This window comes from Paenibacillus pinistramenti (assembly GCF_005869875.1).
Classification (GTDB): Bacteria; Bacillota; Bacilli; order Paenibacillales; family Paenibacillaceae; genus Fontibacillus; species Fontibacillus pinistramenti.
This window is the reverse complement of the sequence record NZ_VAWG01000028.1, coordinates 1-26,121: the sequence shown is the minus strand read 5'-3', so window position 1 is coordinate 26,121 and position 26,121 is coordinate 1. Positions and strand designations below refer to the sequence as shown.

The window sequence follows — 26,121 nt, the reverse complement described above, 5'->3', positions numbered from 1 at the left end:
CATTTACGTTGTAAATGCGCGTTTGGTGGCGATGGCGGAGGGGTTCCACACGTACCCATCCCGAACACGACCGTTAAGCCCTCCAGCGCCGATGGTACTTGGACCGCAGGGTCCTGGGAGAGTAGGAAGCCGCCAAGCGAAGCCCTTATTTAGGGCTTTTTTGCCTATTCTTTAAGCTTCTTAAAGAGTGTGGTTAGCTGATGGGATTAAGCGATTAACTGAGAGTCAAATGGTTATTATTCCGAATCTCCTGTGGCACTGAGTAAATTTATTATCTTGTCGGGATGTAGCTCAGCTTGGTAGAGCACCTGGTTTGGGACCAGGGGGTCGCATGTTCGAATCGTGTCATCCCGACCATTTATCTAATGCGGGTGTAGTTCAATGGTAGAACTCCAGCTTCCCAAGCTGGCGGCGCGGGTTCGATTCCCGTCACCCGCTTAACTTCAAGCACTCTCGTAAATTACGAGGGTGCTTTTTTCATGTTCGTGCTAGGAGGCTGCTTCGATGGATGACCGTTCTACGAATCAGACGCTGAGCGGCGATGCCAGCTAGAACTTCCCCGGTTCCCCATTCCCCATTCCCCGTTCTGCTTATCCTCGTTCTTCATTTCGAGAAAATTCGCTAAGTTTCGTCATTATTCAACTTAAATATTTCAATATTTTACCGATATAAAAGAGGAATACCATTAACCAAAAGGTGGAGTTGCAGCAGTGGACACAGCTTTAAAGCGCCAGCCTCTGATCGGGATGCTGCTCGGATGGAAAATTTCCGAGCCTTTTTTGTATGCATGCCACAGTTTTGCGAGGGAGCGGGGCTGCGGCTTCTATTATTTTTTCACTGGTGGTATAGATGCGGGACAGCGCAGAATTCGGGGATTCTCCTGGAATGGCCGGGAATGGGAGGAAGGCTGGTTTCCTTATCCAGATGTCGTTTATGACCGGTATCGCCGGCGCTGGAAGGACAAATCCGGTTGTTATGACCCATTATCCGGAATTACTTCGACCCATACCCTGCCAGCAAATCCGGGAAAAGTCGCCTTTTACCGCGTGCTGTCGCGCCACCCGGAGGTAAAGAAGCTCCTGATCCCCTATTTGGCCAAAGTACGTCCGGACTCGCTGATCGACTTTCTGTCCAAACACAGGAAGGTGGTTCTAAAGCCAAATGGCGGCACCCATGGCCGAAGGACGCTTTTTATTACCCGCAAAGAGAGTTTCTACGAGGTGGACGACCAGTCGCATGTGCACATTATGAACCGGCTTGACCTCGCGGAGCTGGCTGAAATGCTGAATGAGCAAGGCTTCCTGGTTCAAAAAGCGATTGACAGCCGCACCAGGGACGGGGCTCCGCTTAGCCTTCGCGTTCATTTGATGAAGGACGGTGCGGGGGCTTGGACGATCTTGTCCATTCTTGTTTTTCTCTCGTTAACGCCGCATATCGGGATTACCAATCATGAGGAGACTTTCCGCAGTTTCTCGGTGTGGGAGAATTTTTTGAGGTCCCAATACAGCAGGGCTGAAGGAGCGGGGCTGGATAAACGGGTTAGAAGCTGCGCTTTGGCGGTGGCCGCTGCACTTGAGCTTGAATGGGGTTCAAGCTTTCACGAAATTGGCCTTGATTTGGGAATTGATCCGTCCGGCAGACTGTACGCGTTCGAAAGCAATGTCGGCAATGTCGGCATGCGGTTTGGTGAGCTGCAGGTGGCTAGAAGCGGAATGGATTACGCGGCTTATCTGGCCGGAAAACAACAAAGTTAAGCTGACAAGGAGACTAAAGAAGAAATGGCAACTAAACGTATTTTTCCAGATGATCATTCAAAAGGGGGCAAGCCCTCGCAAGTTAAAAAATATACCCGGATGGCCCACTCTTCGGTCTTAGCGCTGTCCATGGGGCTTGGCCTTACCCCGCTTGCCGCACACGCGGAAGGAAATGCCGCCGTCCAGCCGGCTAATAACGAAATTCTGGTAAACGGCAGCCAGCAGACCTTGGACTCCGGTACTACGACGGGGAGCGGCCAGATCTATACGGGAGATTCGATTGCCTATTTCAAGAATACATTCCTGAATCGGACGACATTTTCCCTGCAATCCGGTGAGGGGCATGCGCCTGCCGCTGCCAACCTTAGAATAACGGGAATCGCCAGAGTCGGAAGCCTTCTTACAGGCAGCTATTCGTATTCCGATGAAGACGGCGATGATGAAGCGGGCAGTGCCTATGCCTGGTATTGGGCGAACGATTCGGAAGGTACGGACAGAGCCCTGATCGAGGGGGCGGACAGCCAGAGTTATACGCCGGGAAGCTCGCTTATCGGTAAATATTTGTTCTTTGAAGTGACGCCTGCTGACGAGAGAAATATCGGGGCGACTGAATTAAGCCAGGGTTATGGACCGGTATCGGCCGCTCAGCAGTCTGCTGCTGTGTCTAGCACTCATGTTACGACGACGGTAAGCCCGGCAGCCGACGAAGAATCGCTGATTGAGGTCGTCAATGTCAACAAGGATCAGGAGACCTCAAATGCGGCAAAACTTACGCTGAGTAAAAATAACGGGCAAATCGAGCTGGCAGACTTCAATTTCCTGAGCGGCAACGTGACGGCAGCTTTGGAAGCGGCAGCACCGAAGGAAACGATTGCCGTCCGCGTCAAGACATTGAAGGATGCAGAGAAGGTACAAGGCAATATCGGCGGTGATGTGCTGGCAGCGATGGGAAGCAAAACACAGCGGCTGGCGATGATTACGGGCGATGTAGCCATTGATTTTCCGGCGGTGTCCATTCCGGTTGACGAATTGGCAAAAGCAAGCCAGGTATCCGCTGATCAGGTAAAAGTGGAGATGAGTATTGAGAAGCAGCCGGATACCGTGAAAGAAGGCTTTTCCACATGGGCGGCCGGCGAAGGAGCAGCAGCTGTCGGTTCTCCTTACCGGTTCAGCATCCAGGTGAAAGCAGGCGAATCGGAGACCTCTATCGATCAGTACGGCGATCGTTATGCCTATCATACCCTGCCAATACCGGAAGGCGCCGGTGATCCGCAGACGCTTGGAGCAGTTATGCTGCTGGACGGCAAATATGTTCCGGTTCCGGTACGGGTGATCGACGAAGAGCACGCTGTGGTAGAAACGCCGACGAATGCCACGATCATGCTGGTTCAGCGGGATACCTCATTCGAGGACTTGAGCGGACATTGGGGAGCCAATGACATGCTGTTTATGGCGAATAAAGGCAACATGGGAGGAACAAGCACCGCTGCCTTTGGACCGTCCGAAACGATGACCCGCGGCGAGCTTGCTTCCGTGCTCGTTAATGCTTTGGGTCTGGGCCTTAGAACGGCTGCTACTGCGGAAACGGCGCAGTTCAGCGATCTGCCGGAAGATCCGTCCTCCGCGCAGGACATTGAACTCGCGGCGGCTGCCGGCTTGTTCCAAGGTTTGGCGGACGGAACTTTTGGCACAGACCAGATGGTGACCCGCGAACAGCTGATTGCGGTCCTTATCCGCTTTAATCAGAATTTTGAATTGGAGCTGCCTGCAGTCCATACGGATGATCTTTCCGCGTCCTATAAGGACGGAGCGAATGTTTCAGATTGGGCGCGCCAATATGTGGAAGCCGCACAAAACGGCGGCATCCTGTCCGGCTACCAGGATGTTTCGCTTCAGGCCACCAAAGCGGTTACCCGCGAAGAGGCCGCGGCAATTATCCGACGGTTCCTTGAGCGGACGAATTTGACGAACTGATCTTCATTGCATCGAGGCATTTTCGAATTTTCATAGGTTTAATTAGTAAAAAGGCAGCTGGCCGAATGAGGGCCAGCTGCCTTTTTTAAGTGCTTTTTCGATATAGTTACCGTTCGGTCAAAGCTGCTGCATAGGAGAGTGCAGTCCTGGCGGTTTCGTAAGGATGAACCACGTTCAGGCAGCCGCCGATCTGCGCGCCAAGCAGCCAGAACCGCTGCTCCCGGTCAAGCCCGAAATCAACGATAAGCTCATGAATCCGTTTATAATTGGCGGCTTCAATGACTTCAGCCGTGCGGGCTGCCAGCTTCTGCACCTTCAAGCCGGCTTCCGCAGCACCGACAGGCCCAAACTCGCGGTCCAGCAGCCATTCCCAGTCGACCTCGACAGGATGATTATTTTGAAGCTCATAAGGAGCCAAAGCCAGAAGGGGAGCAATGTGCATGATTTTCCAGCTGCTCTCCCCATCCTTCATAAGATAAGCACGTATATGCACAGGGTGTCCCCCGGTAATGGTGCTGCCGGTTTGGCGGATCAGACAATAGTTGGCACGTTTGAACAGCTTAAAAAATTCCTCCATCTCCCGTTTATCGAACCGGTGGGTATAGCTGGATTCAATCACCTCGTAATGGCCGGCTTGTCCGCGTATCATAATCGTTTCTTCCAGCTCGGAATAACTCCCGGCTTTCATCACGACGCTTTCGTTGGCGTTCAGAAAATTGACAGCATCCGCCGCACTTTGCGGAATGACGTAGGAAGGCGCAGCGGCATGAAGCTCTTCGTCCGTCGCCATCAGCGCCAGAAAGAGAGAGGCCGGCAGCTGCCCTTTAGGTTCGCCTGATGTCAGGCGCAGCTGGTGATAGGTGTTGTACAGCTCTTGATCATCAATGCCATCTTCAGGCTCGATCAAATTATAAATCAAATCCGGCACGGCCTGCGCGGTTTGGCGCCACTCTTTTCCATCAAATACGAGGCTGTTTGCTGCATGTCCGGCATGCACGTCCAGATCGTCGTAAGCGATTGCCGCCAAATGGATATTGCTCTCAAGGGCAGCCGCAGCAAACGGGCCTAAAACGGTGTTGTCAGGCAGCTGCGGAAATAGCAGTCCGACGCAAAGGGGCTTATCCTCTTTAACAGGAAATTTGGCCTTTTGCCCGCTGGTTTGACTGCCGACAAATTTGGCATAAGCGACCGCCTGAACGGCACGTTCCTCTTCGTGGTTGAGCGTACCGGGGCAAGTGTTGGCTTCATAGAACCAAATCCGGTTCTGGTCATCGATGGCCAGGTCAATGCCAAGCTCATTGATTGGAAAATCATAATAGCTATTCACCTCTTCAGCGATGACAAGCCCAAGATCGTGAAGCTGTTTCGGAATACTGTAACGTCCCTCCGGGAGCACTCTGGCCAAAAAAGCCTCCAGCAGCTCCGTCCGGCCGCCCACGCTGACATTGCTTGTAATCGTCCCGCTTTCCCCGATGCGCGGATAAATGACGGGCACCGTCCATTCGCCTTGTCCGTTGCGCTGAACGAGAATCCGGAAATCGAACGGGGCGCCCTCGGGGGTCAAACAGCGGATATATGGCTGAATCAGATAGCTTTTCTTAAGCTTAGTCAAGTATTCGATGAGTCCCTTGCGGTCAAAGTGTAGTTCCTCCGAGTCCTTCTGCAGCAGGTAGCGCTTGCCGGAGCGGGTGAGCCCCTGTACGCCTGCCCCCCGGCTGCCGCTGGCCGGTTTGATCACGACTTTCTCATACTTGTCCAAGAAATCGTCGACAATATCCAGATTTTCCAGGACGACGGTGGGCACAAGGTAATCCCGGACCTTCGGGGAGTGGGCGAGCCTGCGCGTCATTTCCCATTTATCTCCGATCAGAAAGGCGGTAAATGGAACCTTTTTACGGAAGACCAGCTCTTTGAAGCTTCGTTTCCTTGGGCCCCAGGGGCGGATATTCATGACGGAAGCCGGAAATGGCAGCTGCGCATCCAGCCAGTCTTCTCCGGAAGGAACCTTGCCCGTTATCGTGTGATGCTCCAGGTCAATGCCTTCTTCATTAAAAAAAATCAGCTGAACCTCCTGCCGTCCGGCTTCCTCGCATAAGGCCTGAATCCGCCGGGGAGGGGTAACGGCAAAGGGATCCTGCGGGTGAAAAACCCCGATTAACATGGTGTCACTCCTTAGAAGTATAGTGAGTCTTATTTGAATTTTATTATATCAGACGCGGCGGCGTTCATGCCCGATTTTCGGCTTAGGATGGAGAGAATTTTAGAGAATTTTGTCGAAAATCATGCAAATCCACTTAAGGAGCAGGTGTCTGGATCGCAGGAGAGAGGTGGGGGAAGCGTCTTTTTCCCATGTACATGCACGAGTGGGCTTCCGCCCACATACAATGAACAAACCGCAGACAAATGCACATTCTTCAGGAGGTGTCATCCTTGCCCGGACTGTTCAGTGCGATTGCCTTGTTTATTAAGCAGCTTACTCTGCTTGTCTCTTACGTCAAAAATAATGCGTTCCCCCAGCCTTTAACCGAAGCAGAGGAAACGCTGCATCTTCAGCGGATGGCTGATGGGGACCCTGTAAGCCGCAATTTATTGATTGAGCATAATCTTCGCTTGGTGGCCCACATCGTCAAAAAATTCGACAACACCGGAGAAGATTTAGAGGATTTGATCTCGATCGGAACGATCGGCCTGATTAAAGCAATAGAAAGCTACCGGCTCGGCAAAGGCACCAAGCTGGCGACGTTTGCCGCGCGCTGTATTGAAAACGAAATCCTGATGCACCTCAGATCGCTCAAGAAAACTCGTAAAGATGTGTCTTTGCACGATCCGATTGGAACGGATAAAGAAGGCAATGAAATCACTTTAATTGATATCCTTGGCAGCGATAACGATGAGGTCGCGGACCACGTGGAACTGAAAATGGAGAAGAGTAAAATTTATCAGAACCTCGATATTCTGGATGAACGTGAGCAAGAGGTTATTAAAGGCCGGTTTGGTCTGGAGCATGGCGGGGAAGAGCGGACGCAGCGGGAAATTGCCAAGGAGCTTGGAATAAGCCGGAGTTATGTATCGCGGATAGAGAAAAGGGCGCTCATGAAGTTGTATCATGAGTTTTATAAGAAGAAGTGAAAGATTGCTGATTAACGATTCGGCAAAGCTTGAAAGAAACCCTGAACTTTTGAAGCAGGGTTTCTTTTTAATTCAACAACAAATGATCTTATACTTGATAGTTTTTAACTGGTTAGAAGGATGGAGTTAGTCCAACGGAGTTAATCCTCGGGAAAAAATCTTAATCAAGGCAATTTTCTTTACAACCGGTAAATCTGCCTATATTCCTCTGGTGTATATCCGGTTGTTTTTTTGAAAATACGGAAGAAATACTTAGCATTTCCATAGCCCAGTTTCTTTGCAATTTTGTATATCTTCTCATTACTGTCCTTAAGCCATGACTTGGCGTAATCAATACGAACCTGGTTCACGTAGTCGATTAAATTAACTCCGGTTTTCTCTTTGAACAAGTAACTTAAATAACTTGGATTCAGGAAAAACAGCTCAGACATCCTTTCAAGAGTAATGCTTGAGCTATAGTTCTGATGAATAAAGCTTTTGATGTTGTCAATGACGTTTGGAGAGGAATACACCGTCTTGTCCTTCATTAATTCTGTTAAGGAGGTCAGTATAGTCTTAAAATAATCGCGGATTTCCTCTGTATCAAACGATAAATTTAAAACATCTTCTAAGCTGGAGGACGATAAAGATTGGTTTAAAAAGTAACGGTTCATCATTTCTTTAACGGAGGAAACGATGATTCGGCAATGCTCCTTAAATACATGCAATGTTACTGAGGGCTTGCTGTAGTAAAATTCGAAAAGCTCTCCAATTAGTTTTTCTACCTTGATCATATTCCCTGATTCAATAAAGAAAACAAGCTCTTCAGTACGGTCCCAAATAAGATCCTCTCCAAGGTTAAAAGAGTCCTCATTCCATGTGGAGCATATATTATGTTCAGAAAGTTTTCGGTAGTTTAGAGCTGCAGTCGTTTCTAAACGAGCTTCGTTTAGCTCATCGAATTTAGTTTTAAGTTGGCTAATCCCTATGCTAATATCCTTCATCTCTTTTGCCTGAAAAGCTTCTATCCATTTATTAATTTTATCCGGAATTCTCTCCAAGTCACTCGAATTGTTCTGTAATGTATATACGATTAAGAAAGCCAGCTTCTTACTTTGTGGATGGGGAAGATATATCATTGTTTGCTCTTCAAAAGGGTCCTCCTCTGGAATGTCAACGGGACTGTAGACCATCACCAATCTATAGAAAAGGGCTGTATGGAATAATTGAAAGGCTTGAGATTGAAAGGTAGGGACAGTCGCTGAAACATGAACACCCAAAATATAATTAAGCACAATTTGTGCATCTCTTTGGAAACTGACCCTATCCTTTTCCATATGGTGAAAGGCAAGCTGCTGCCTCTCACTGCGCTCTTTCTGAATGTCGGTGATAGCTTTATTTAAGGCTTCATAGATTTCTTCACGGCTGAAAGGTTTTAACAAGTAATTTAGGACTTTTGCGGATATCGCTTCTTGCATATATTCAAAATCGGAATAGCCGCTGATTACTATTATTTTTTGACGGGGATAGTCCTTTTGGAGCCGTTTTAACAAGGATTTTCCATCCATAACCGGCATCCGCATATCCGTAAATATTAAATCTGGGTCGACCTGCTTAACTAGCAATAAGGCATCTTCGCCATTGTCGGCTTCTCCACAGAACTGAAACTCCTCTGTAACGGAGTTTATCTTTTTGATCAAGCCCTTACGAATGAGTGGTTCATCGTCAATAATGACATAGCTATACAAGGTTGTTCCCTCCTGGTCCGCCTGGCAAGGTGATCTTAATGCGGGTACCTGACGAAAAGCAGCTGTCGATTTCTAAGCCAAAACCTTCTCCATAGTATAGGGAGATTCTGGAGTGGACATTTTTGATGCCAATACTTTGTTTGCTGCGATGGCCAAGCTTAGTGAATTCATGAGGCTGCATCAGACTCTCCTTAATCTTATGGAGCTCCTTTTCAGGAATTCCGACACCGTTGTCTGTGACCTCAAAGCAAAGGAATTGAGTAACTTTGTCTTTGTAGCCCTTAATCTGGATTATGCCTCCATCTTTCATACCTTCTAACCCGTGGTAGATTGAATTTTCAACTAAAGGCTGCAGAATAAGCTTTAAAATTCTTGATTTCAAAACCTCTTCTTCAATTTCAATCTCAAATTTAATTTTCTCACTGTACCGGATTGTCTGAATCGTTAAGTAGTTTTCAACATGCTTTAGTTCTTCCTTGGTCAAGACCAGTTCGCTGTCCGTTTTGATGCTGTACCTGAACATATCTCCGAGAGCTTTAGTCATAATAGTTATACTTTCTACTTCTTCAATCTCGGCTATGCTATTGATGGATTCTAATGTATTAAACAAGAAATGGGAATTGATTTGTGCTTCTAAAGCCTTCATCTGGGCATCCATGGCCAATATTTTATTCTGGTAGTTTTCTCGCACAAAGTTATCCATATCTTGAATCATCTTATCGTACTCCGTATATAAAATACCGATTTCATCCATCCGCTTTTGCGGGAGACCTGTTTCTCTGAATTTCTGAGATTTGTTTTTTCGCATGATTTTTACCAAACGAATTATGGGTTTCGTAATCCAGTTAGATAGCACAATGGACAATAGGAGCAATATAACTGCACATGTTACAGAAATATAAAGGATTAGTTTTTTTGATATCCCGTATTTTTGGTAAACGTCAGATAAAGAAATGGACGCGACAATCTTCCAATTAAAATTGGGTAACTGCTGAACAACGACGAGATTCCCGTTATTGTAGAATTGCATTTGTTGATCCCCTGCTAAAGAATTGAGATCAGCATTTTTCCTAAGTTCATCCGGTAATTCTTCACCACTTAAGTTATTGGTACTGTCATAAATAATGTCATCTGTATCGTCCACAAGATAAAGATGATCCTTACTGGGGACCGCATTGGAAACTAATTCATTAAAGATATTCATACTACAATCAATCATAAAAACGCCTAAGAACTCCTGGGTATTTAAATCATACAAGGCGCGTGAGAAGGAGATCGATTTTTTCGAATTGATAATATACGGTTTAACTCCCGGTTCGCCAATATATAACTGGCCGCCGCTCTTAAGTGTCTTCTTGTACCAATCATCGTTAAAAGGGACGTAATCTACTTGCAGGTCAGAAGTATTTCCATAGCTGATATATTTCCCGTCGGGGGAGAAGAGGTAAATGCCATTTACGTAATTGTAGCTTAAAAGAAGGTTTTCCATAATTACTTTTAATTTATTATGGATTACAAACATTTCATAGGGATCAGAGGTTCTGGCAAGTTTTTTTAATTCATCACTAACAGTACTATAGGCCGTAGGACTGGAATTTTGCTGCTGAATAGTCAGAGAGATTCGGTCTATGTTATTTAAAATAGTAGAGATGCTATTAACGGAATGGTCGATTGTGTCTGAGGCGATAAGAGAAGTCTGTTGATTCACTAATCTCGTGTAATTGTGGTAAGAATTATAAGTTACAATTACAATAGGAAGAATTGAAAGCGTAATCAAAACGAGAAACAATTTGGTTTTGATATTCCAAAATATCATGTTAAACCTCCGGGTGACGAGTAAATCTAAAGATAGTATACCAAAACATCTAAAGTAATTACACCGCTTACAAAATTAAAATAAAAGCACACCGAGTCCTTGATAAAAGGGTTAAATGAATTCAACGAGGTGGACATTTATTAAAATTCGCTTATTCGGGAGGGTCAAAATTATGAGAAAAAGCAAAATGAAGCTTGCAGGAATTCTTTTAACAGCATTGCTGCTAGTCCTGATGTCGGCCTGCGGCTCAGGGAACAATGCCCAAAACAATGTGACCGCCACTTCTACTGATGGAAGCGCAAACAATGATAAGCCGGTCACCTTGACCATGATGGTGTCAGGCACCAAAGCTCCTGACGGTCAGGATTTTGTACTGGACATTATGCCGAAGCTGGTCAAGGAAAAATTTCCGAATGTGACCTTGGAAACCTCTAAACTTCCAGACGAACAGTATTTTACATCCATCCGTACTAAGCTGGCTTCAGGTCAGGGACCAGATATTTTCTGGGTATTTCCAAGAAACGCATCCCTCGGGGTGTTGGATATGGCTAAAGCAGGCTATGCGGCTGATCTTTCCGACCTGACCTTCTGGGACAACATCAGTCAAGGTGCCAAAGAGGATATGTCATACGAAGGCAAACCCTACGGCATAGCCGGAGGACTAGACTACTTGGGCGTTTACTATAATCAGGACTTATTCAAGAAAGCTGGCGTTGATGCGCTGCCTCAAGATTGGCCATCGTTTCTGGAAGCCTGTCAAAAACTGAAAGATGCAGGGATTACACCAATAACGCTTGCAGATAAAGATCCTTGGTTTATTCAGTTTGGCATGTATCAAATTGCCTCAAACGTCGTTTATCCGGATGAAATGGATTTTGACACAAAACTTCAGGCCGGTGAAAAATCGCTGACAGATTCGAAGTGGGTTGAAACGATCTCTAGAATGAAAGAGCTTTACGATAAAGGCTATGTGGTGAAAAATTCCCTAGGTCTTGGAAGTGCTCAGGCTGCTCAATTATTTGTGGACGGCAAAGCAGGCATGATTTTTGATGGAACATGGGATTTTGCGACTTTAACGGCAAAGGGAGCTTCAGATTTCACTAGAGGATTCTTCTCTCTTCCTGCCAACGATCCGGGTCAACCCACTTATGTTTCCGCTGCAACTGCTGCAGGTTTTGCTTTAAATGCGAAGTCTGATAATTTGTCGGTGGCTAAAGAAGTCATGAATTACCTGTTCGACGGTCAATCAGATTTATTTAAAGCATGGGTGGACTCTAACAATTCAATCAGTGTGTATAAGGGAGTTCCATTGAATCATGACTTATTTAAAGATGTTAACGACTCTTATCTGAACGACGGCAAATCGGTCTACTTCCCCAACCAAATGTGGCCAACCGGTGTAGCTGAGGAAATGGAAACCAAATTTGCTGAAATTATTGGGGGTAAGAAGACAACTCCTGAAAAAGTAACGGAAGCAATGGATGCTAAATTCAAGGAGCTTTGGAAGAAGTAAGGTAGAAGCAAAAGAAGTCGGCAGTGGACCAATAGAAATGGCTGCAAAATTCTGTTGGTCCTCCTCCGAACAGAAAGGATGGGATAGAGTTGAATTCGACTGTAATGAAGAAAACGATGTATTTCTTTGCCGTTCCGGCTCTGTTGTTTTACTGCATCTTTTGGATATTCCCAATTCTAAAGCTATTTCAATACAGTATAACGGACTTTAACGGGTATGCACAAAATTTCAAGTATGTTGGGTTAAGCAATTTCAAGGATTTATTTGAAGGTGGAACACTTGGCAATTCGATTAAGAACACTTTGATTTATACGGCAATCAGTGTTATTGCAGGTAATTTGATTGGATTAGCGCTTGCCCTCTTGTTAAATCAAAATATAAAAGGCAAAGGCTTCTATAGATCCATTTCTTATATCCCTACCTTATTCAGTGCTATAGTTGTAGGTTTTATCTGGAGCTATGTATATATGCCAGACAGCGGGATGATTGCCACCCTTTTTGCAAAATTAGGTCTTCCCACTGACAATTTGAATTTTCTAGGGAGCTATTCGTCTGCTCTTTATTCCATCATATTTGTGGAAATATGGAAAAATGTAGGGACCACCATGATTATCTTCCTGGCAGGTTTGCAAACTGTACCTCAAGATCTGCTCGAGGCAGGTAAAATCGATGGATGCGGAACCTGGAAACTGTTGCGTTTCGTGAAGATACCGCTGCTGGCCACTTCCATTACGATAAATACAACGTTAAGTATCATTAACGGTTTGAAAGCTTTCGACTTCCCTTTCATTATGACGAACGGAGGACCAGGGGACTCTACTAATACACTGATATATTCCATTTATAAAATGGCATTTACGGAGCAAATGTTTGGTAAGGCTTCGGCCCTCGGGATTATTTCATTTTTCATCATTATTGTAATTACGGCGGTTACGGTACTCACGATGAACAAGAAGGAGGTATCGGCATGAGTCAGGAATCCTTTGCTAAAAGTGCCTTACATCCGAATCCAACTAGAATCCCTGTAACAAGAATAAATAAAGGCAGGGTAATCAAGCAGGCAATGCTTCAATTATTAGTGGTTGCAGTAATGATCCTGAATTTGATTCCGTTGGTCATTGTGCTTTCCGCCTCTTTAAGAACACCGAATAACAGCTCAAACCCTCTTACTCTTTTCAATGAATTTACGTTTGCAAGCTATAAATCTGCGTTTGAAAGAATGCATTTTGGAATGGCTTTTTGGAACAGTATCGTCCTAACTGGTATTTCCGTCATTTTGGTAGTCATCTTTGCGGCAATGGCCTCTTACCCAATGGCCAGAATCAAAAGTAAATGGAGCCAGTTTCTCTACTTATTTTTCTTAGCAGGACTTGTTGTACCTGGTCAGATGGTATTGATTCCAATAGTCCAAATGATTAACGGTTTGCACATTCCAAGCACTCAATATACGCCTATATTGATGTTTGTTACATGCAGCCTGCCGTTTTCGACTTTTCTATATACCGGATTTATCCGCAGTGGCGTTCCGGATGAAGTTGAGGAAGCGGCCCATATTGATGGAGCGGGCTTATTTCGCCGATTCTGGTCGGTTGTATTTCCATTACTCATGCCCGTTACCGTCTCTGTCATCATTACGCAAGGTATCTGGATCTGGAATGACTACTTCTTTAACATGACATTTATCTCGAAGGCTTCCCAATCTCCTTTACCGCTGGCAATGTTGGGTTTCATGGGGGATCAGCAGAATCCTACCCAATGGAATGTTTTGTTCGCGGCCTGTATTCTTTGTGCCTTGCCTTTATTGGTTGCCTTTTCTTTCTTACAGAAATATTTTGTAGGCGGTCTTACGGTAGGTGCAGTAAAAGGGTAGTTGATTGAATATTGTTTTAATACTATGCAGTCCTCAAAGGAGTGTTCGAAAGGTGAGCCAAAGCGTTCAACGTTCAGAAAAGGCCGGTATCCAGAAAAATGGAAAGTTTACAGCAATGGCAGAACAGCTTGCTCCTTATTTGTACGAGGAGGATATACAACCTTTCTTTTTGGTGAAGCTGCTTGCAGATCCAGATGTGATCCATGGCTGGCGTACGGAACAGGAAGAGGTGGCGCAGACTCTAGAATCGATGGAACTGGGAAAAGGAGATTCTGTTATTTTGGATTTTGGAGATCATAGGGTCGGCCGCTTATCCTTCGACGTTGTCCCAGTGGGCAGTCCTCCAGATGCTCCGCTTTATCTCAAGCTGACATTTGGGGAGATGCCAGTAGAAATGGCTGTTCCTTTTACAGAATACAACGGTTGGCTCAGCCGCTCCTGGCTGCAGGAAGAGCACAAGCATATTGATGTTCTTCCCGCCCATCTCGAGCTGGAACGGAGATACAGCTTCCGCTACGTCAAATTGGAGGTAATTGATACCTCCGTCAAATACAAAGTTAGTATTAAAAATGTAGGCTGCCGCACCGTTACCTCTGCCAATATCACGGCTCTTCAGGAATATAAGCATGAAGATCCTCAGCTTAGGGAGATTGATCGGGTCAGTATAAAAACCCTCCAAGATTGTATGCAGGAAGTATTCGAAGACGGACCGAAGCGAGATCGAAGGTTGTGGTTAGGGGATCTTCGCCTGCAGGCGCTGGCTAACTATGAAACTTTTAGAAGTAACGATTTGGTCAAACGCTGCCTTTATTTATTTGCAGCTTATCCCAATGATAAGGGGCAAGTTTCAGCCAATCTCTTTATGAAGCCTGAGGTTATTCCGGATGATACTTATTTGTTTGATTACTCCCTTTTCTTTGTCTCAACCTTACATGATTATTATATGGAAGTTCAGGATTCTGTGACGCTAGGAAATTTATGGCCGACGGCCCTAAGGCAAATCGATCTGGCCTTGGAATTGTTGGATGAACGTTTAATTGTGAGGGATCAAGATTTCTGGTGGTCGTTCATTGATTGGCACGAGGATCTAAATAAGCAGGCTGCTTCCCAGGGCGTGTTGATTTATGCAATGAAACAGGCGAAAGTGTTGGCTTCCGTATTAAAAGATCCGCGTCAGGCCGAGCTCGGCCTGAAGATCAAGCAGCTGGAAACAGCGACCTTTGATCACTTATGGGATGAGAAATTAGGGTATTTTATCAGCGGAAAGGACCGCCAGGTGTCTTGGGCTTCGCAGATTTGGCTTGTTCTTGCAGGGATTCTTGACTCAGAGAAAAGCTATGAATTGTTGGGCAGGCTGCTTAAAGAGAAACCGGGGGTTCCTTTAACCACTCCTTATATGCTGCATCATTTAATTGAAGCGCTCCTAAAGGCGGGCGACAGCTCGACCGCTGTGAAAGAACTGAAAACATATTGGGGAGGCATGCTTCAGGATGGAGCCGATACTTTCTGGGAGCTTTACGACCCGGATAATAAAGAGTTCTCTCCTTATGGGAGTCATTTGATAAACAGTTACTGCCATGCATGGAGCTGCACGCCGACTTATTTTATTCGGAAGTATCGTTTGTGAAATTGAGTTCGACTTTGATTATTTACCGATAATACACACCGATGAGGGTCTAGGGAAAGCCCATCGTTATTGAGGGGAATAAGCATGAGCGACCATATAGCCTTTGATATTGGAGCTTCAAGCGGCAGGCTTGTAGCGGCACGAATGACGCAGGGCAGGTTGGAACTGCAGGAAATATATCGTTTCGCCAATGGATTTACCGATCATAATGGCCATGATTTCTGGAATTTGGAGTATTTATTTCAAGAGATACTAAAGGGTCTCCAGCTCGCCAAAGAAGCAGGAATTAATGAGTGTACACTTGGCATTGATACTTGGGCGGTTGATTATGTTTTGCTTGACGGAGAGGGGAACAGGATTAACGAAGTGTATGCTTACCGGGACAGCCGCACCAAGGGGGCGCCAGAACGCTTGCATCAGCTCATTAGCAGGGAGAACGTGTATGCGAAGACGGGCATTCAGGAACTGGACTTCAACACGCTTTATCAATTATTTGTCCATGACCAAGAGGAATTATCCCAAGCAGAGCAGATTTTAATGGTGCCGGATTATTTATACTTTCGGTTGTCTGGCCGCTATATGAACGAAGTGACAAATGCGTCCACAATGCAGCTGCTAAATGCCGCAGAACGGGATTTCGATGAAGATTTGCTTACAATTGTAAACGTTCGCCGGGGTCAGTTTGCGAAATTGACGGAGCCTGGTGAGGTTCTGGGAGAGTTGCTGCCAGAGTTGGTTCAGAAGTATATGCTTCCACGTTGTCGTTTAATTGTCGTCCCGACTCACGATACAGCGTCAGCAGTAATAGGAGTACCAGCAGACGCAGAACGGGGCTGGGCTTACTTAAGCAGCGGAACCTGGTCGCTTCTCGGTGTCGAGCGAAAGGAGCCGTTGACCCGGCTGGATGCCATGAAGGCTAATTATACAAACGAATGGGGCGCCTATGGTACCTATAGATTTCTTAAAAATATAATGGGCCTTTGGATGATCCAGGAGGTTCGTAAAGAGCTGGACAGCAAATACACGTTTGCCGAACTTGCCGCTATAGCTGAAGGCGTACCCGCATTCAGAAGCCTTGTTCCCTGCAACGCGGGAAGATTTCTGAACCCGGGCAGTATGATTGAGGAAATTCAGAGCTGCTGCAGAGAGAGCGGGCAGCCTGTACCGGAATCATCAGGAGAGATTGCAAGGTGCATTTTCGACAGCCTGGCGTTGACTTATCGGGATGCCCTTCAAGAACTGAAAAACTTGACCGGAGAGCAGGTCGAGGTACTTTATATCGTGGGGGGCGGCTCTAACAATAAGCTGCTGAGCCAGCTTACTGCGGATCTCTTGAAGATTGAAATACAGGCGGGGCCTTCAGAAGCTACAGCTCTCGGCAATATTGCAGTACAGATGATCAGCATAGGACAGCTTAAAGATTTGTCTGAAGCTCGTAGTCTCATTGCCCGGTCATTTCCAACGAAGGTTTATTTGCCTAACCCGCTTGAGGAACGAGATAAAGTTCTTAGCCTCTGGCAGGAGCTTAAGACCAAATTTAAAAAGCTGTAGCTAACACTACAAGGTAAAGGAGCCAGTGTATGAATCAAGCTATCGAGTCCAGTTACCAAGAGGCAAGACGTTTATACGCCAGGCACGGAATTGATACAGATGCCGTACTAAAGTGGCTGGAGAATATCAAAATTTCGCTTCATTGCTGGCAGGGCGATGATGTAAAAGGCTTTCTATTTAAAGATAAAAGTCTCAGCGGCGGTATTGCGGTAACCGGAAGTTATCCTGGCCGTGCCAGCACGCCGGAAGAGCTGCGTCAGGATTTGGAGAAAGCTCTTTCTATGATTCCTGGCAAGCATAAGGTGAACCTTCATGCCATCTATGCGGATACGGAAGAAAAAGTGGATCTGGACGCTCTTGAGCCTCGTCATTTTCAGCGTTGGGTGGACTGGGCGAAAGAGCAAGGCCTTGGCCTAGACTTTAACCCTACATTATTCTCCCATCTCAATGCAGAAGACGGCTTTACACTCAGTCACCCGAATCCAGAAATTCGTGAGTTTTGGATCAAACACTGTAAAGCCTCCCGCAAAATCGCTGAGCATTTCGGCAAAGAGCTTGGCCAGCCTTGCGTAACCAATCACTGGATGCCTGACGGCTATAAGGATACTCCTGTCGATCGCCTTGCTCCACGTGAAAGACTGCGGGATTCACTGGATGAGATCTTTAAAGAGGAAATTAGTGAAGCCTACAACATTGACGCCGTAGAAAGCAAACTGTTCGGGATCGGATCTGAAAGTTACGTAGTGGGGTCCCACGAGTTTTATATGGGTTATGCGATGAGTCGTAATAAAGCCATCTGTCTGGATGCAGGACATTTTCACCCTACAGAAGTCATTTCCAATAAAATCTCTTCTATTCTCATGTTCACGGATCAGCTACTACTCCATGTCAGCAGACCCGTCCGCTGGGACAGTGACCATGTCGTAACGATGGACGATGAACTGCTGGAGATTGCAAGAGAGTTGGTACGAGGTGGATTTCTGCCTCGGACACACATCGGTCTGGACTTCTTTGACGGAAGCATCAATCATATTGCTGCATGGGTCATTGGTTCACGGAATACAATCAAAGCCCTGCTGCGTGCCATGCTCGAGCCAGTAGAGCTGTTAAGAAAAGCAGAAGCCGAAAAGGATTTTACAACACGTCTAGCTTTAACAGAAGAATTTAAATCGTATCCTTTCGGGGCAGTATGGGATTATTATTGCACCAAGGCCAGCGTTCCTGTCCGAGAAGCTTGGTTGGAAGAAGTGAGGAGCTACGAACGCGATGTTTTGCTTAAACGCTAAGATCTAAATAAGGAGAACTAAGGAGAGAAAACCCGATGAATGCTTCCTATTTAAATACCCAAACCCCTGCCTCAGGACTTGAAATTCCTTTTGTCCGCGAGATGGCCGAAATTACCCAACATATGTGGCGAAATGGTTGGGATGAGAGAAACGGCGGAAATGTGAGCTATATCTTAGACGAACAGGAAGTTGCCAAATACCTCGATATTAAGCAGGTCATTCGGACGATTAAGCCTGCTTTCCCGGTTCATGAGCTCGCAGGAAAGTATTTTATCGTGACAGGCTCCGGCAAGTATTTTAAAAATGTGATTTCTGATCCTGCCGCTAACCTTGGCGTGCTTCGTGTGACCAATAATGGAGAACAGCTGGAGCTGCTGTGGGGACTTGCGAACAACGCCGTGCCTACGAGCGAGCTGGCTTCCCATTTTATGAGCCATATTGAGCGCTTAAAAGTAGATCCAAACCACCGGGTGGTTATTCATAATCACGCGAGCAATACCATAGCGATGACATTTATACATGATCTGGATGAAAATAAATTCACCAAAACCCTTTGGGAAATGTGTACCGAATGCATCGTGGTATTCCCTGACGGAATCGGCATTATTTCCTGGATGGTCCCGGGTTCAAACGAAATCGGCAGAGCAACGGCTGCCAAAATGAAGGATCACCACGCAGTGATCTGGCCGCATCATGGAATCTTTGGTACTGGCAGCACGATTGATGAAGCCTTTGGCCTGATTGAAACTGTTGATAAAGCAGCCCAAATCTACATGCTTATTGCTGGGCATGAGATCAAGCAGAGAATTACCGACCAAGAGCTTGTGGACTTGGCAAAAGCTTTTAAAGTAACACCGCGCGAGGGGATTTTAAATGTTTAATACTTGAAGAGATCCTTCCACCATAAAAAAGCTTTAGTTCTTAAATGGTTAAGACTATTTATTTCAGAAACTGAAAAAACTTAGCTGTGAGCTGGCATCGGTACTATATCGGTGTCAGCTTGTTTAGTTTACTTTTGGGCGATGATGATAGAATTAGAATTAGAGTTAGAGTTAGAGTTAGAGTTAGAGTTTATTTATTCCTCGATTCGTCTTTGTGCTTCATCCACTGTTCGTATATTGTGATGGACTTTTTGTTTTATATCAACCCAATTATTTTAGTTTTTACAGCCACGAATAGACACTCATAATTCCTGTAACTTTACATCGTTTCGTGTCCATAACGTCAAAAAATTCGACAACACCGGAGAAGATTTAGAGGATTTGATCTCGATCGGAACGATCGGCCTGATTAAAGCAATAGAAAGCTACCGGCTCGGCAAAGGCACCAAGCTGGCGACGTTTGCCGCGCGCTGTATTGAAAACGAAATCCTGATGCATTTGAGATCGCTCAAGAAAACTCGTAAAGATGTGTCTTTGCACGATCCGATTGGAACGGATAAAGAAGGCAATGAAATCACTTTAATTGATATCCTTGGCAGCGATAACGATGAGGTCGCGGACCACGTGGAACTGAAAATGGAGAAGAGTAAAATTTATCAGAACCTCGATATCCTGGATGAACGCGAGCAGGAGGTCATTAAGGGACGGTTTGGTCTGGAGCATGGCGGGGAAGAGCGGACGCAGCGGGAAATTGCCAAGGAGCTTGGAATAAGCCGGAGTTATGTATCGCGGATAGAGAAAAGGGCGCTCATGAAGTTGTATCATGAGTTTTATAAGAAGAAGTGAGGAATTGCTGATTATCCGGCTATACAAACTTAACTTAATGTCGTAGGAAACGTATCATTTCTGAATATCAAAATGATCGCAGTTAAAATCTGCGATCATTTTTTTAATGGAATTTTTGATTTTAATTCGGCCATGATTAGCGATAAAAGCACTATCCAATATAAAAAGGCTAGTATCCTCATTTCCCGCGAGGATATAATGGAACCTTTTGGCTTATACATAGAAATGTTATCTATATGTTTCGTCTCCCGAAGGACCTTTAAATGGAATTCTTGGAACATTTAAATGTACAGATATTTCCTTATGAATACCGAATAATGTAACGTATTCCACCGTAGCATTGACTCCAATGGAAGAAACTTGTAATACCCGATATTCCTTCAATTTTAATGGGGGCAAACTACTGTTATTGTTAAGCTCATAAAGAACTTCTTGCATCATCATGAGTTGATTACCCGTGTCTTGCATGTTAACAGCGTAATACGTTACACTTTTTGGGTCTTTGACTATTTCACGTTCTTTGACCCTTAGTTGTACAACCTCGGCTGCCTGTTGAATCGAAGTTTTCAAAGCATTGTCTATTTTATCTCGTTTTGATATGAAATCATTAGACCACCAAATTACTCCGACCACAGCGATAAGAATAAGTAATAATAGCCAAGAATATCTCCTCAAAAATATCATTTAAGCCACCCGTTTATTTTGATAGAATTGCATTTGTTGAAGTTGAAGACTCTTCAATTACACCTAAGTTTTTCTTTGAATTTTCATTATACACAGAGTACTTAAATAGTGTAGTAGCTGTGGCACTTTGAGTTCCAAGGGATGAATCATAGGCTATATCCCAACCACTCGAAAATTCATTACCGGTTAAAGCTAGAGATTGGTTCGCTGCTGTTTTATATGCCGAAGAAATCTTTACAGGAGTGGAAAATTGTTTAACGGCAGAATTTAAATTCTTATTTTCATCGTATGATAAATCAAGTTCTCCAGAAACTGGTCCATATCCATATGACCAACTTATTTTGAAACTTAAATTTCCTGATTGCAAAAGTGTTCCAGCGATAGTTTGACTCCTAATGATTTGTGGAGATTTCATGGTTAGTTTAAGTGCTAAAACCCCTCCGTTAGGACCACCACCTACTCTCCAACCCGTATTGTTGTAAATCGTGGAATCGGCGTTTCCGTATTTTATCCCAACTACTTTAATCTTAGCTATAACATCTTCTGTTGTATCTGTAGGGTAACTTACTTCTTCACGAAGAGTCAATGTATCTGTTACGTTAAATCCAAGATAATAATAGGAATCTGTAAAGGTATGAACTGTATATTTTAAAGGTTGGACACTTCCGAAAGGTTGGATTCCAGAAGGTTTTGATACAACGTCCGTTGTTTTATCCCCTCTGAATTTATATCAACTTTTGAAAAGGTTATTTCGGCTTTTTTAAATTCATTAGGGTTTATGTCCCCACCTCTATCAGGCTTGTTTTCAAGTATTGAAACGTCAAGCGTAACCCCCGTGTCAGCAAGTGAATTAGCAGCAGGGCCAGTAAGTAAAATGGACAATAGAAAAACAAATGATAAGACTGACAGACAAATTCTTTTAAACGTAAAATCCTCCTTCATAAATTTATTAATTTAACTGCAGGTAGTACTCAGCAGTTTATAAATACAATTAAACCCCAATAATAGGGAATAAATCATTAAATTACCTATATGGAATTAATTTGTAATTCTTATATTAGATATAATTAACTATTTTTTGTGGAGTACGTACTCCATTTATAAGGCATTACTGATTTAACAGAATTAAGACGTCTAAAGTTTTCAACAGCTTTTTACATCGTTTCGTGTCCATAACGTCAAAAAATTCGACAACACCGGAGAAGATTTAGAGGATTTGATCTCGATCGGAACGATCGGCCTGATTAAAGCAATAGAAAGCTACCGGCTCGGCAAAGGCACCAAGCTGGCGACGTTTGCCGCGCGTTGTATTGAAAACGAGATCCTGATGCATTTGAGATCGCTCAAGAAAACTCGTAAAGATGTGTCTTTGCACGATCCGATTGGAACGGATAAAGAAGGCAACGAAATAACCTTGATTGATATCCTTGGCAGCGATAACGATGAGGTCGCGGACCATGTGGAACTGAAAATGGAGAAGAGTAAAATCTATCAGAACCTCGATATTCTGGATGAACGTGAGCAAGAGGTTATTAAAGGCCGGTTTGGTCTGGAGCATGGCGGGGAAGAGCGGACACAGCGGGAAATTGCCAAGGAGCTTGGAATAAGCCGGAGTTATGTATCAAGGATTGAGAAGAGGGCGCTCATGAAGTTGTATCATGAGTTTTATAAGAAGAAGTGAGTTGATGAACGAAAAGTGGTATGCTCCCATCATAGTAGATAGTAGAAAAATCAAACCTTCTACCTCTACCATGATGGGAATTTTTGTGATGTCAAAAAGAACCCCAATTCACGTGGAGTGCGACGGCTTCCCGAAGCCGAGAAGCGGCGTCGGTTTCTATTTCACTTCACACACTCACATGGAATGCGAGAATTGGTATCGAAGTTACTATATTTTACGTTCAATGTCCTAGTTGCACAATTGTTTCGATAAATTTTTAGGATTCTGATGTTCTATTTTATCGTATCTACTAACCGTTATATGACCAGACAGACCCCATTAGTTAATCCGCCACAATTGATTTTGGAAACCCATAATTCTGAAACCATTGCATCATTTCATGATCCCTTTGGCTTTGGTTGCTATCCTCTAAAGCATGATTTCCATTCGGATACAAAACAAGCTTGACTGTTTTACTTGCCTTCTCCATGCCATCAGAAAATTCCTGAACGGTTTGCCACGCTACATTTTCATTGCCAGTCCCCTGCAACAAAAGAAATTGCGCTTGAATATCCGGAATTTGCTCTAATATGGAAAAAGCGCTTTTCTGATCGGGATTTTCACTAATCTTAAATTCTATATAATTTGACTCCAATCTCAAATTGTTTGCAACGTCAGATGAATTCTCATCCAAATGTTCATCCATTCAGCGGATATATTCGTCAAAACCAATAAAAGGACTTATGGCAACAACGTATTTTCCTTTTGCCTTTGGTACCGCCAATAAGACCTTCTGGACAAGCAGTTGTAAATAATTATGTATGTAGAAAAATCAATTATGAGTACATTCGGATCGATTGTTCCCTTTTTGGAATTCAGACTGAATATCTGCCTATATATAATAGAGCATTTTGCATAATTCCAATTTGGATGCAAGATACCAAAAACTTATCGGGATCGAAGCTGAACCTTGTTTTAGCAGCATCCTTTTCAATCAGTTCAGGGGTCATTTCACCGTCTTTAACATGCGAAGGAGTAACTTCCAGAGCCATCGGTAGTTCGCTTTTTGTGTCAACCGTCAGATGGAGTTCGAACCGAACCAAGTGATCTTGTTGTCAAAGGAGTCGGATTGGGCTCCCCAATTGACATTGCCGGTTTGGTTGCTTTTCTTCTTAGGCTGCTTCTTTTCGTAAGCATGAATAGTGGCGCTATCAATCGCGACGTGGCTGCCATCGATGATGCCGTCTTGTTTACAGCGTTTCACCAAGTCATCGAACTGTTGCTACGCCAGATTTTTCTTCGTCAAGTCGGCAAAGACTTGGCTTAATATAGAGATGGACGGAGCCTCTCGATCAAGCGGCAGCCTACATGGGTATCGGAACCTGGGTCGGTTTCTAGATGATGATGCAAGCCGGTAAACGTCTGAATGTGTTCAAGAGGAGCAGGTAAAAGTGCACGTAAAATGCCTTCTCCGCATTGGCCGTCAGTCCCTCGGGGTGAACGACTTCTCAGTTCTTTGGCATAAGGGCGAAGATCCAAGGCTATAAAAAAGATAGGCAATCGATCTTTTGAATGCATTTTTAGCAGATCTTCAAAGGAAAACAGACTTTCTTATAGAATATACAAGATGACTTCCTCCATTCTTGGTTTGGTTACCGAAAAACTTCGCCAAGCTGGAGTGAAGTCCCTTTTTTACGTCTAGAATTTCTTAAATATCAAGGGCTTAGGTTAATGCGAAATGCTCGAGTAAGTATGCGTACTGAAGAGGATTCTCTCTGAAATCATCTGGGCAAGTTCCTCGTATCATTCGGAAAGGATGATTCCCTGGATTCGCTCGGCTTCCGGATCCTCGGGTTGTAGGAATTCATCTCCAATCCATAACTTGATTTTGTCGCCTGCAGTACTGTCCCTTATGTTTAACAACAACATGAGTTCCTTTTTTGATTTCATCCTGTTTAAAGATTAATTGACTAAAGACCTACTGCTGCTGGATGTCCAATTTCCGAATCAGTTCAGGCTCAACTCGAAGAAGTACGAATGGGAAGCTCACATGAATTCCCTGGGGGATTCGCACCTCAAATCTTGTCGAATCAAAGGTGAAATGAGAGTCATGGACGTAAATCATAGCTTCTTTGATGCTGATTCTTTATGATAAATTTTGAAATTGACCCCAATTGTTCTGTTGCTTAGATGAATGAGGGGCATTTTCGCAGTCGCACTCCATGTGAGTGCGTGGATTGAAATATCTCGCCCGCCGAACAGGTAGAATACGTTCGTTGTCGCACTCCATGTGAGTGCGTGGATTGAAATTCATATCAGAAAAGATATGTTTCAATCCACATCCCGTCGCACTCCATGTGAGTGCGTGGATTGAAATTTTTTGTCGCAGCCGCTGATCAGCATGTATGAGGCGTCGCACTCCATGTGAGTGCGTGGATTGAAATTTCCGGTATTCCGGAAACCGTCGCTTCTGCCCCCAGTCGCACTCCATGTGAGTGCGTGGATTGAAATTTTTTGGCCATTATCTCACCTCTACTTCCGGTTTGTCGCACTCCATGTGAGTGCGTGGATTGAAATTAAATTAATCCTTGCATTAGTCATGATGACTTAGTCGCACTCCATGTGAGTGCGTGGATTGAAATGCATCATAGCTGATGTCGTTCTGGGCGACCGTCTGTCGCACTCCATGTGAGTGCGTGGATTGAAATTATCGTCCAGTTACGACGCAATTCGCCGGTGTCGACGTCGCACTCCATGTGAGTGCGTGGATTGAAATTTGGATCCGACGCAGCTTGTGAATATGGACTCCGTCGTCGCACTCCATGTGAGTGCGTGGATTGAAATTGTTGCGGATTTAAATTTCACTCCATACCTGTCAAAGGTCGCACTCCATGTGAGTGCGTGGATTGAAATCGATAACGTTATAGCGATTAACAATGATGCCGTGTCGCACTCCATGTGAGTGCGTGGATTGAAATTTCGTCGATAATCTGCTCATAGGCCCGGTCAATCGTCGCACTCCATGTGAGTGCGTGGATTGAAATGTCCGTGATGTCCTCGAAATTAAATCCGAGGATTTCGTCGCACTCCATGTGAGTGCGTGGATTGAAATTGGATCGAACGGTTACTATTATACTCCAATTGATGTCGCACTCCATGTGAGTGCGTGGATTGAAATCTGCCTCTACCTGTTGCATTTGATAATCCCAATCGTCGCACTCCATGTGAGTGCGTGGATTGAAATGCTGTCTTGTCCGCGTGCAAATCTTCCTGATCGAGTCGCACTCCATGTGAGTGCGTGGATTGAAATGCCTATACTGTTGCATCAATTCTTCAAGAGGAATAACGTCGCACTCCATGTGAGTGCGTGGATTGAAATAGGAGAAGATCGGGCCAAAGCTTTTGGTAGATCACTGTCGCACTCCATGTGAGTGCGTGGATTGAAATTCGGCGTCGGAAATGTAACGGTAACCGTTATTTGGTCGCACTCCATGTGAGTGCGTGGATTGAAATTCCAAATAGGCACGTTTTGTGCTACTCAGAACCGGGTCGCACTCCATGTGAGTGCGTGGATTGAAATTTCCTTGGAACCGATCTTAATTTAGTCCACGCAGCGTCGCACTCCATGTGAGTGCGTGGATTGAAATCTCAGCTGATCGAAACTGCGCTTAAGGTACAGGACGTCGCACTCCATGTGAGTGCGTGGATTGAAATATTGATGACGTCTATAGCGGCGGTAAGGCCACAGTCGCACTCCATGTGAGTGCGTGGATTGAAATCTCAGCTGATCGAAACTGCGCTTA

Annotated in this window: 18 protein-coding genes, 2 tRNA genes, 1 rRNA gene, 2 pseudogenes and 1 CRISPR repeat array; of the genes and pseudogenes, 15 read left to right on the top strand and 8 right to left on the bottom strand. The window is 44.9% G+C overall.

Annotation, left to right across the window (positions count from 1 at the left end; all coding sequences use genetic code 11):
• Positions 1-21: 21 nt before the first annotated feature.
• From rrf to FCN15_RS18625, 5 genes are all read left to right on the top strand, one after another.
• Positions 22-138 (top strand): 5S ribosomal RNA (gene rrf, locus FCN15_RS18645).
• 142 nt (positions 139-280) lie between these two features.
• Positions 281-357: transfer RNA gene (locus tag FCN15_RS18640), tRNA-Pro, on the top strand.
• A 10-nt stretch (positions 358-367) separates the two neighbouring features.
• Positions 368-438, top strand: a tRNA-Gly gene (locus tag FCN15_RS18635).
• A 272-nt stretch (positions 439-710) separates the two neighbouring features.
• Positions 711-1,754: a YheC/YheD family protein gene (locus tag FCN15_RS18630; RefSeq protein WP_138496563.1), complete on the top strand. Its 1,044-nt coding sequence runs from the start codon at positions 711-713 to the stop codon at positions 1,752-1,754.
• Positions 1,755-1,778: 24 nt separating this feature from the next.
• Positions 1,779-3,728: an S-layer homology domain-containing protein gene (locus FCN15_RS18625; RefSeq protein ID WP_138496561.1), complete on the top strand. Its 1,950-nt coding sequence runs from the start codon at positions 1,779-1,781 to the stop codon at positions 3,726-3,728.
• 106 nt (positions 3,729-3,834) lie between these two features.
• On the opposite strand, the gene FCN15_RS18620 is transcribed toward FCN15_RS18625, so the two are convergent.
• A complete protein-coding gene (locus tag FCN15_RS18620) occupies positions 3,835-5,889 on the bottom strand; it encodes a YheC/YheD family protein (protein WP_138496559.1) in 2,055 nt (684 codons plus the stop codon).
• A 269-nt stretch (positions 5,890-6,158) separates the two neighbouring features.
• Between FCN15_RS18620 and sigK (FCN15_RS18615) the strand changes: the two genes are divergently transcribed.
• Positions 6,159-6,857 (top strand): RNA polymerase sporulation sigma factor SigK, encoded by a 699-nt coding sequence (gene sigK / locus FCN15_RS18615; RefSeq protein WP_138496557.1) that lies wholly within the window; start codon positions 6,159-6,161, stop codon positions 6,855-6,857.
• 179 nt (positions 6,858-7,036) lie between these two features.
• On the opposite strand, the gene FCN15_RS18610 is transcribed toward sigK (FCN15_RS18615), so the two are convergent.
• Together FCN15_RS18610 and FCN15_RS18605 are read right to left on the bottom strand one after the other, a co-directional pair.
• Positions 7,037-8,584 carry a response regulator transcription factor gene (locus FCN15_RS18610; protein ID WP_138496555.1) on the bottom strand — a complete coding sequence of 516 codons (1,548 nt, stop codon included), beginning with the start codon at positions 8,582-8,584 and terminating at the stop codon, positions 7,037-7,039.
• A complete protein-coding gene (locus tag FCN15_RS18605) occupies positions 8,577-10,400 on the bottom strand; it encodes a cache domain-containing sensor histidine kinase (RefSeq protein WP_138496553.1) in 1,824 nt (607 codons plus the stop codon). Before FCN15_RS18605 ends, FCN15_RS18610 begins: the two co-directional genes overlap by 8 nt.
• Before the next feature lie 172 nt (positions 10,401-10,572).
• Between FCN15_RS18605 and FCN15_RS18600 the strand changes: the two genes are divergently transcribed.
• The 8 genes from FCN15_RS18600 (at position 10,573) to sigK (FCN15_RS18565) (ending at position 19,974) form a co-directional block, all read left to right on the top strand.
• Positions 10,573-11,913, top strand: a complete 1,341-nt coding sequence (locus tag FCN15_RS18600; RefSeq protein WP_138496551.1) for an ABC transporter substrate-binding protein — start codon at positions 10,573-10,575, stop codon at positions 11,911-11,913.
• Between the two features lie 104 nt (positions 11,914-12,017).
• A complete protein-coding gene (locus FCN15_RS18595; RefSeq protein ID WP_238996754.1) occupies positions 12,018-12,884 on the top strand; it encodes a carbohydrate ABC transporter permease in 867 nt (288 codons plus the stop codon).
• The gene (locus FCN15_RS18590) at positions 12,881-13,783 is read left to right on the top strand and encodes a carbohydrate ABC transporter permease (protein WP_138496548.1); all 903 of its coding nucleotides are present in this window, start codon (positions 12,881-12,883) and stop codon (positions 13,781-13,783) included. Before FCN15_RS18595 ends, FCN15_RS18590 begins: the two co-directional genes overlap by 4 nt.
• A gap of 52 nt (positions 13,784-13,835) precedes the next feature.
• The gene (locus FCN15_RS18585; protein ID WP_238996753.1) at positions 13,836-15,410 is read left to right on the top strand and encodes an alpha-L-rhamnosidase-related protein; all 1,575 of its coding nucleotides are present in this window, start codon (positions 13,836-13,838) and stop codon (positions 15,408-15,410) included.
• A gap of 84 nt (positions 15,411-15,494) precedes the next feature.
• Positions 15,495-16,961, top strand: coding sequence for a rhamnulokinase (gene rhaB / locus FCN15_RS18580; RefSeq protein ID WP_138496547.1), 1,467 nt, complete (start codon positions 15,495-15,497; stop codon positions 16,959-16,961).
• Between the two features lie 29 nt (positions 16,962-16,990).
• Complete coding sequence (gene rhaA / locus FCN15_RS18575) at positions 16,991-18,247, top strand: L-rhamnose isomerase (protein ID WP_138496546.1); 1,257 nt, start codon at positions 16,991-16,993, stop codon at positions 18,245-18,247.
• Between the two features lie 35 nt (positions 18,248-18,282).
• Positions 18,283-19,128 carry a rhamnulose-1-phosphate aldolase gene (gene rhaD / locus FCN15_RS18570; protein ID WP_138496545.1) on the top strand — a complete coding sequence of 282 codons (846 nt, stop codon included), beginning with the start codon at positions 18,283-18,285 and terminating at the stop codon, positions 19,126-19,128.
• A 294-nt stretch (positions 19,129-19,422) separates the two neighbouring features.
• The gene (gene sigK, locus FCN15_RS18565; protein WP_138496543.1) at positions 19,423-19,974 is read left to right on the top strand and encodes an RNA polymerase sporulation sigma factor SigK; all 552 of its coding nucleotides are present in this window, start codon (positions 19,423-19,425) and stop codon (positions 19,972-19,974) included.
• 228 nt (positions 19,975-20,202) lie between these two features.
• On the opposite strand, the gene FCN15_RS18560 is transcribed toward sigK (FCN15_RS18565), so the two are convergent.
• The 3 genes from FCN15_RS18560 to FCN15_RS19235 form a co-directional block, all read right to left on the bottom strand.
• Complete coding sequence (locus FCN15_RS18560; RefSeq protein ID WP_138496541.1) at positions 20,203-20,658, bottom strand: hypothetical protein; 456 nt, start codon at positions 20,656-20,658, stop codon at positions 20,203-20,205.
• Positions 20,659-20,671: 13 nt separating this feature from the next.
• On the bottom strand, positions 20,672-21,244 hold the full coding sequence (locus FCN15_RS18555) for a hypothetical protein (protein ID WP_138496539.1): 573 nt from the start codon (positions 21,242-21,244) through the stop codon (positions 20,672-20,674).
• A 62-nt stretch (positions 21,245-21,306) separates the two neighbouring features.
• Positions 21,307-21,600 (bottom strand): hypothetical protein, encoded by a 294-nt coding sequence (locus tag FCN15_RS19235; protein ID WP_162515406.1) that lies wholly within the window; start codon positions 21,598-21,600, stop codon positions 21,307-21,309.
• Positions 21,601-21,829: 229 nt separating this feature from the next.
• Here FCN15_RS19235 and sigK (FCN15_RS18550) point away from each other — a divergent pair.
• Positions 21,830-22,339, top strand: a pseudogene (gene sigK, locus FCN15_RS18550) (RNA polymerase sporulation sigma factor SigK); the annotation flags it as partial.
• A gap of 322 nt (positions 22,340-22,661) precedes the next feature.
• On the opposite strand, the gene FCN15_RS18545 reads toward sigK (FCN15_RS18550), so the two are convergent.
• Complete coding sequence (locus FCN15_RS18545) at positions 22,662-23,024, bottom strand: alpha/beta hydrolase family protein (protein WP_138496537.1); 363 nt, start codon at positions 23,022-23,024, stop codon at positions 22,662-22,664.
• Between the two features lie 253 nt (positions 23,025-23,277).
• Positions 23,278-23,896 (bottom strand): annotated as a pseudogene (locus tag FCN15_RS19725) (transposase); the annotation flags it as partial.
• A 634-nt stretch (positions 23,897-24,530) separates the two neighbouring features.
• A CRISPR array of direct repeats spans positions 24,531-26,097; the repeat unit is 32 nt; unit sequence GTCGCACTCCATGTGAGTGCGTGGATTGAAAT.
• Between the last annotated feature and the right edge of the window lie 24 nt (positions 26,098-26,121).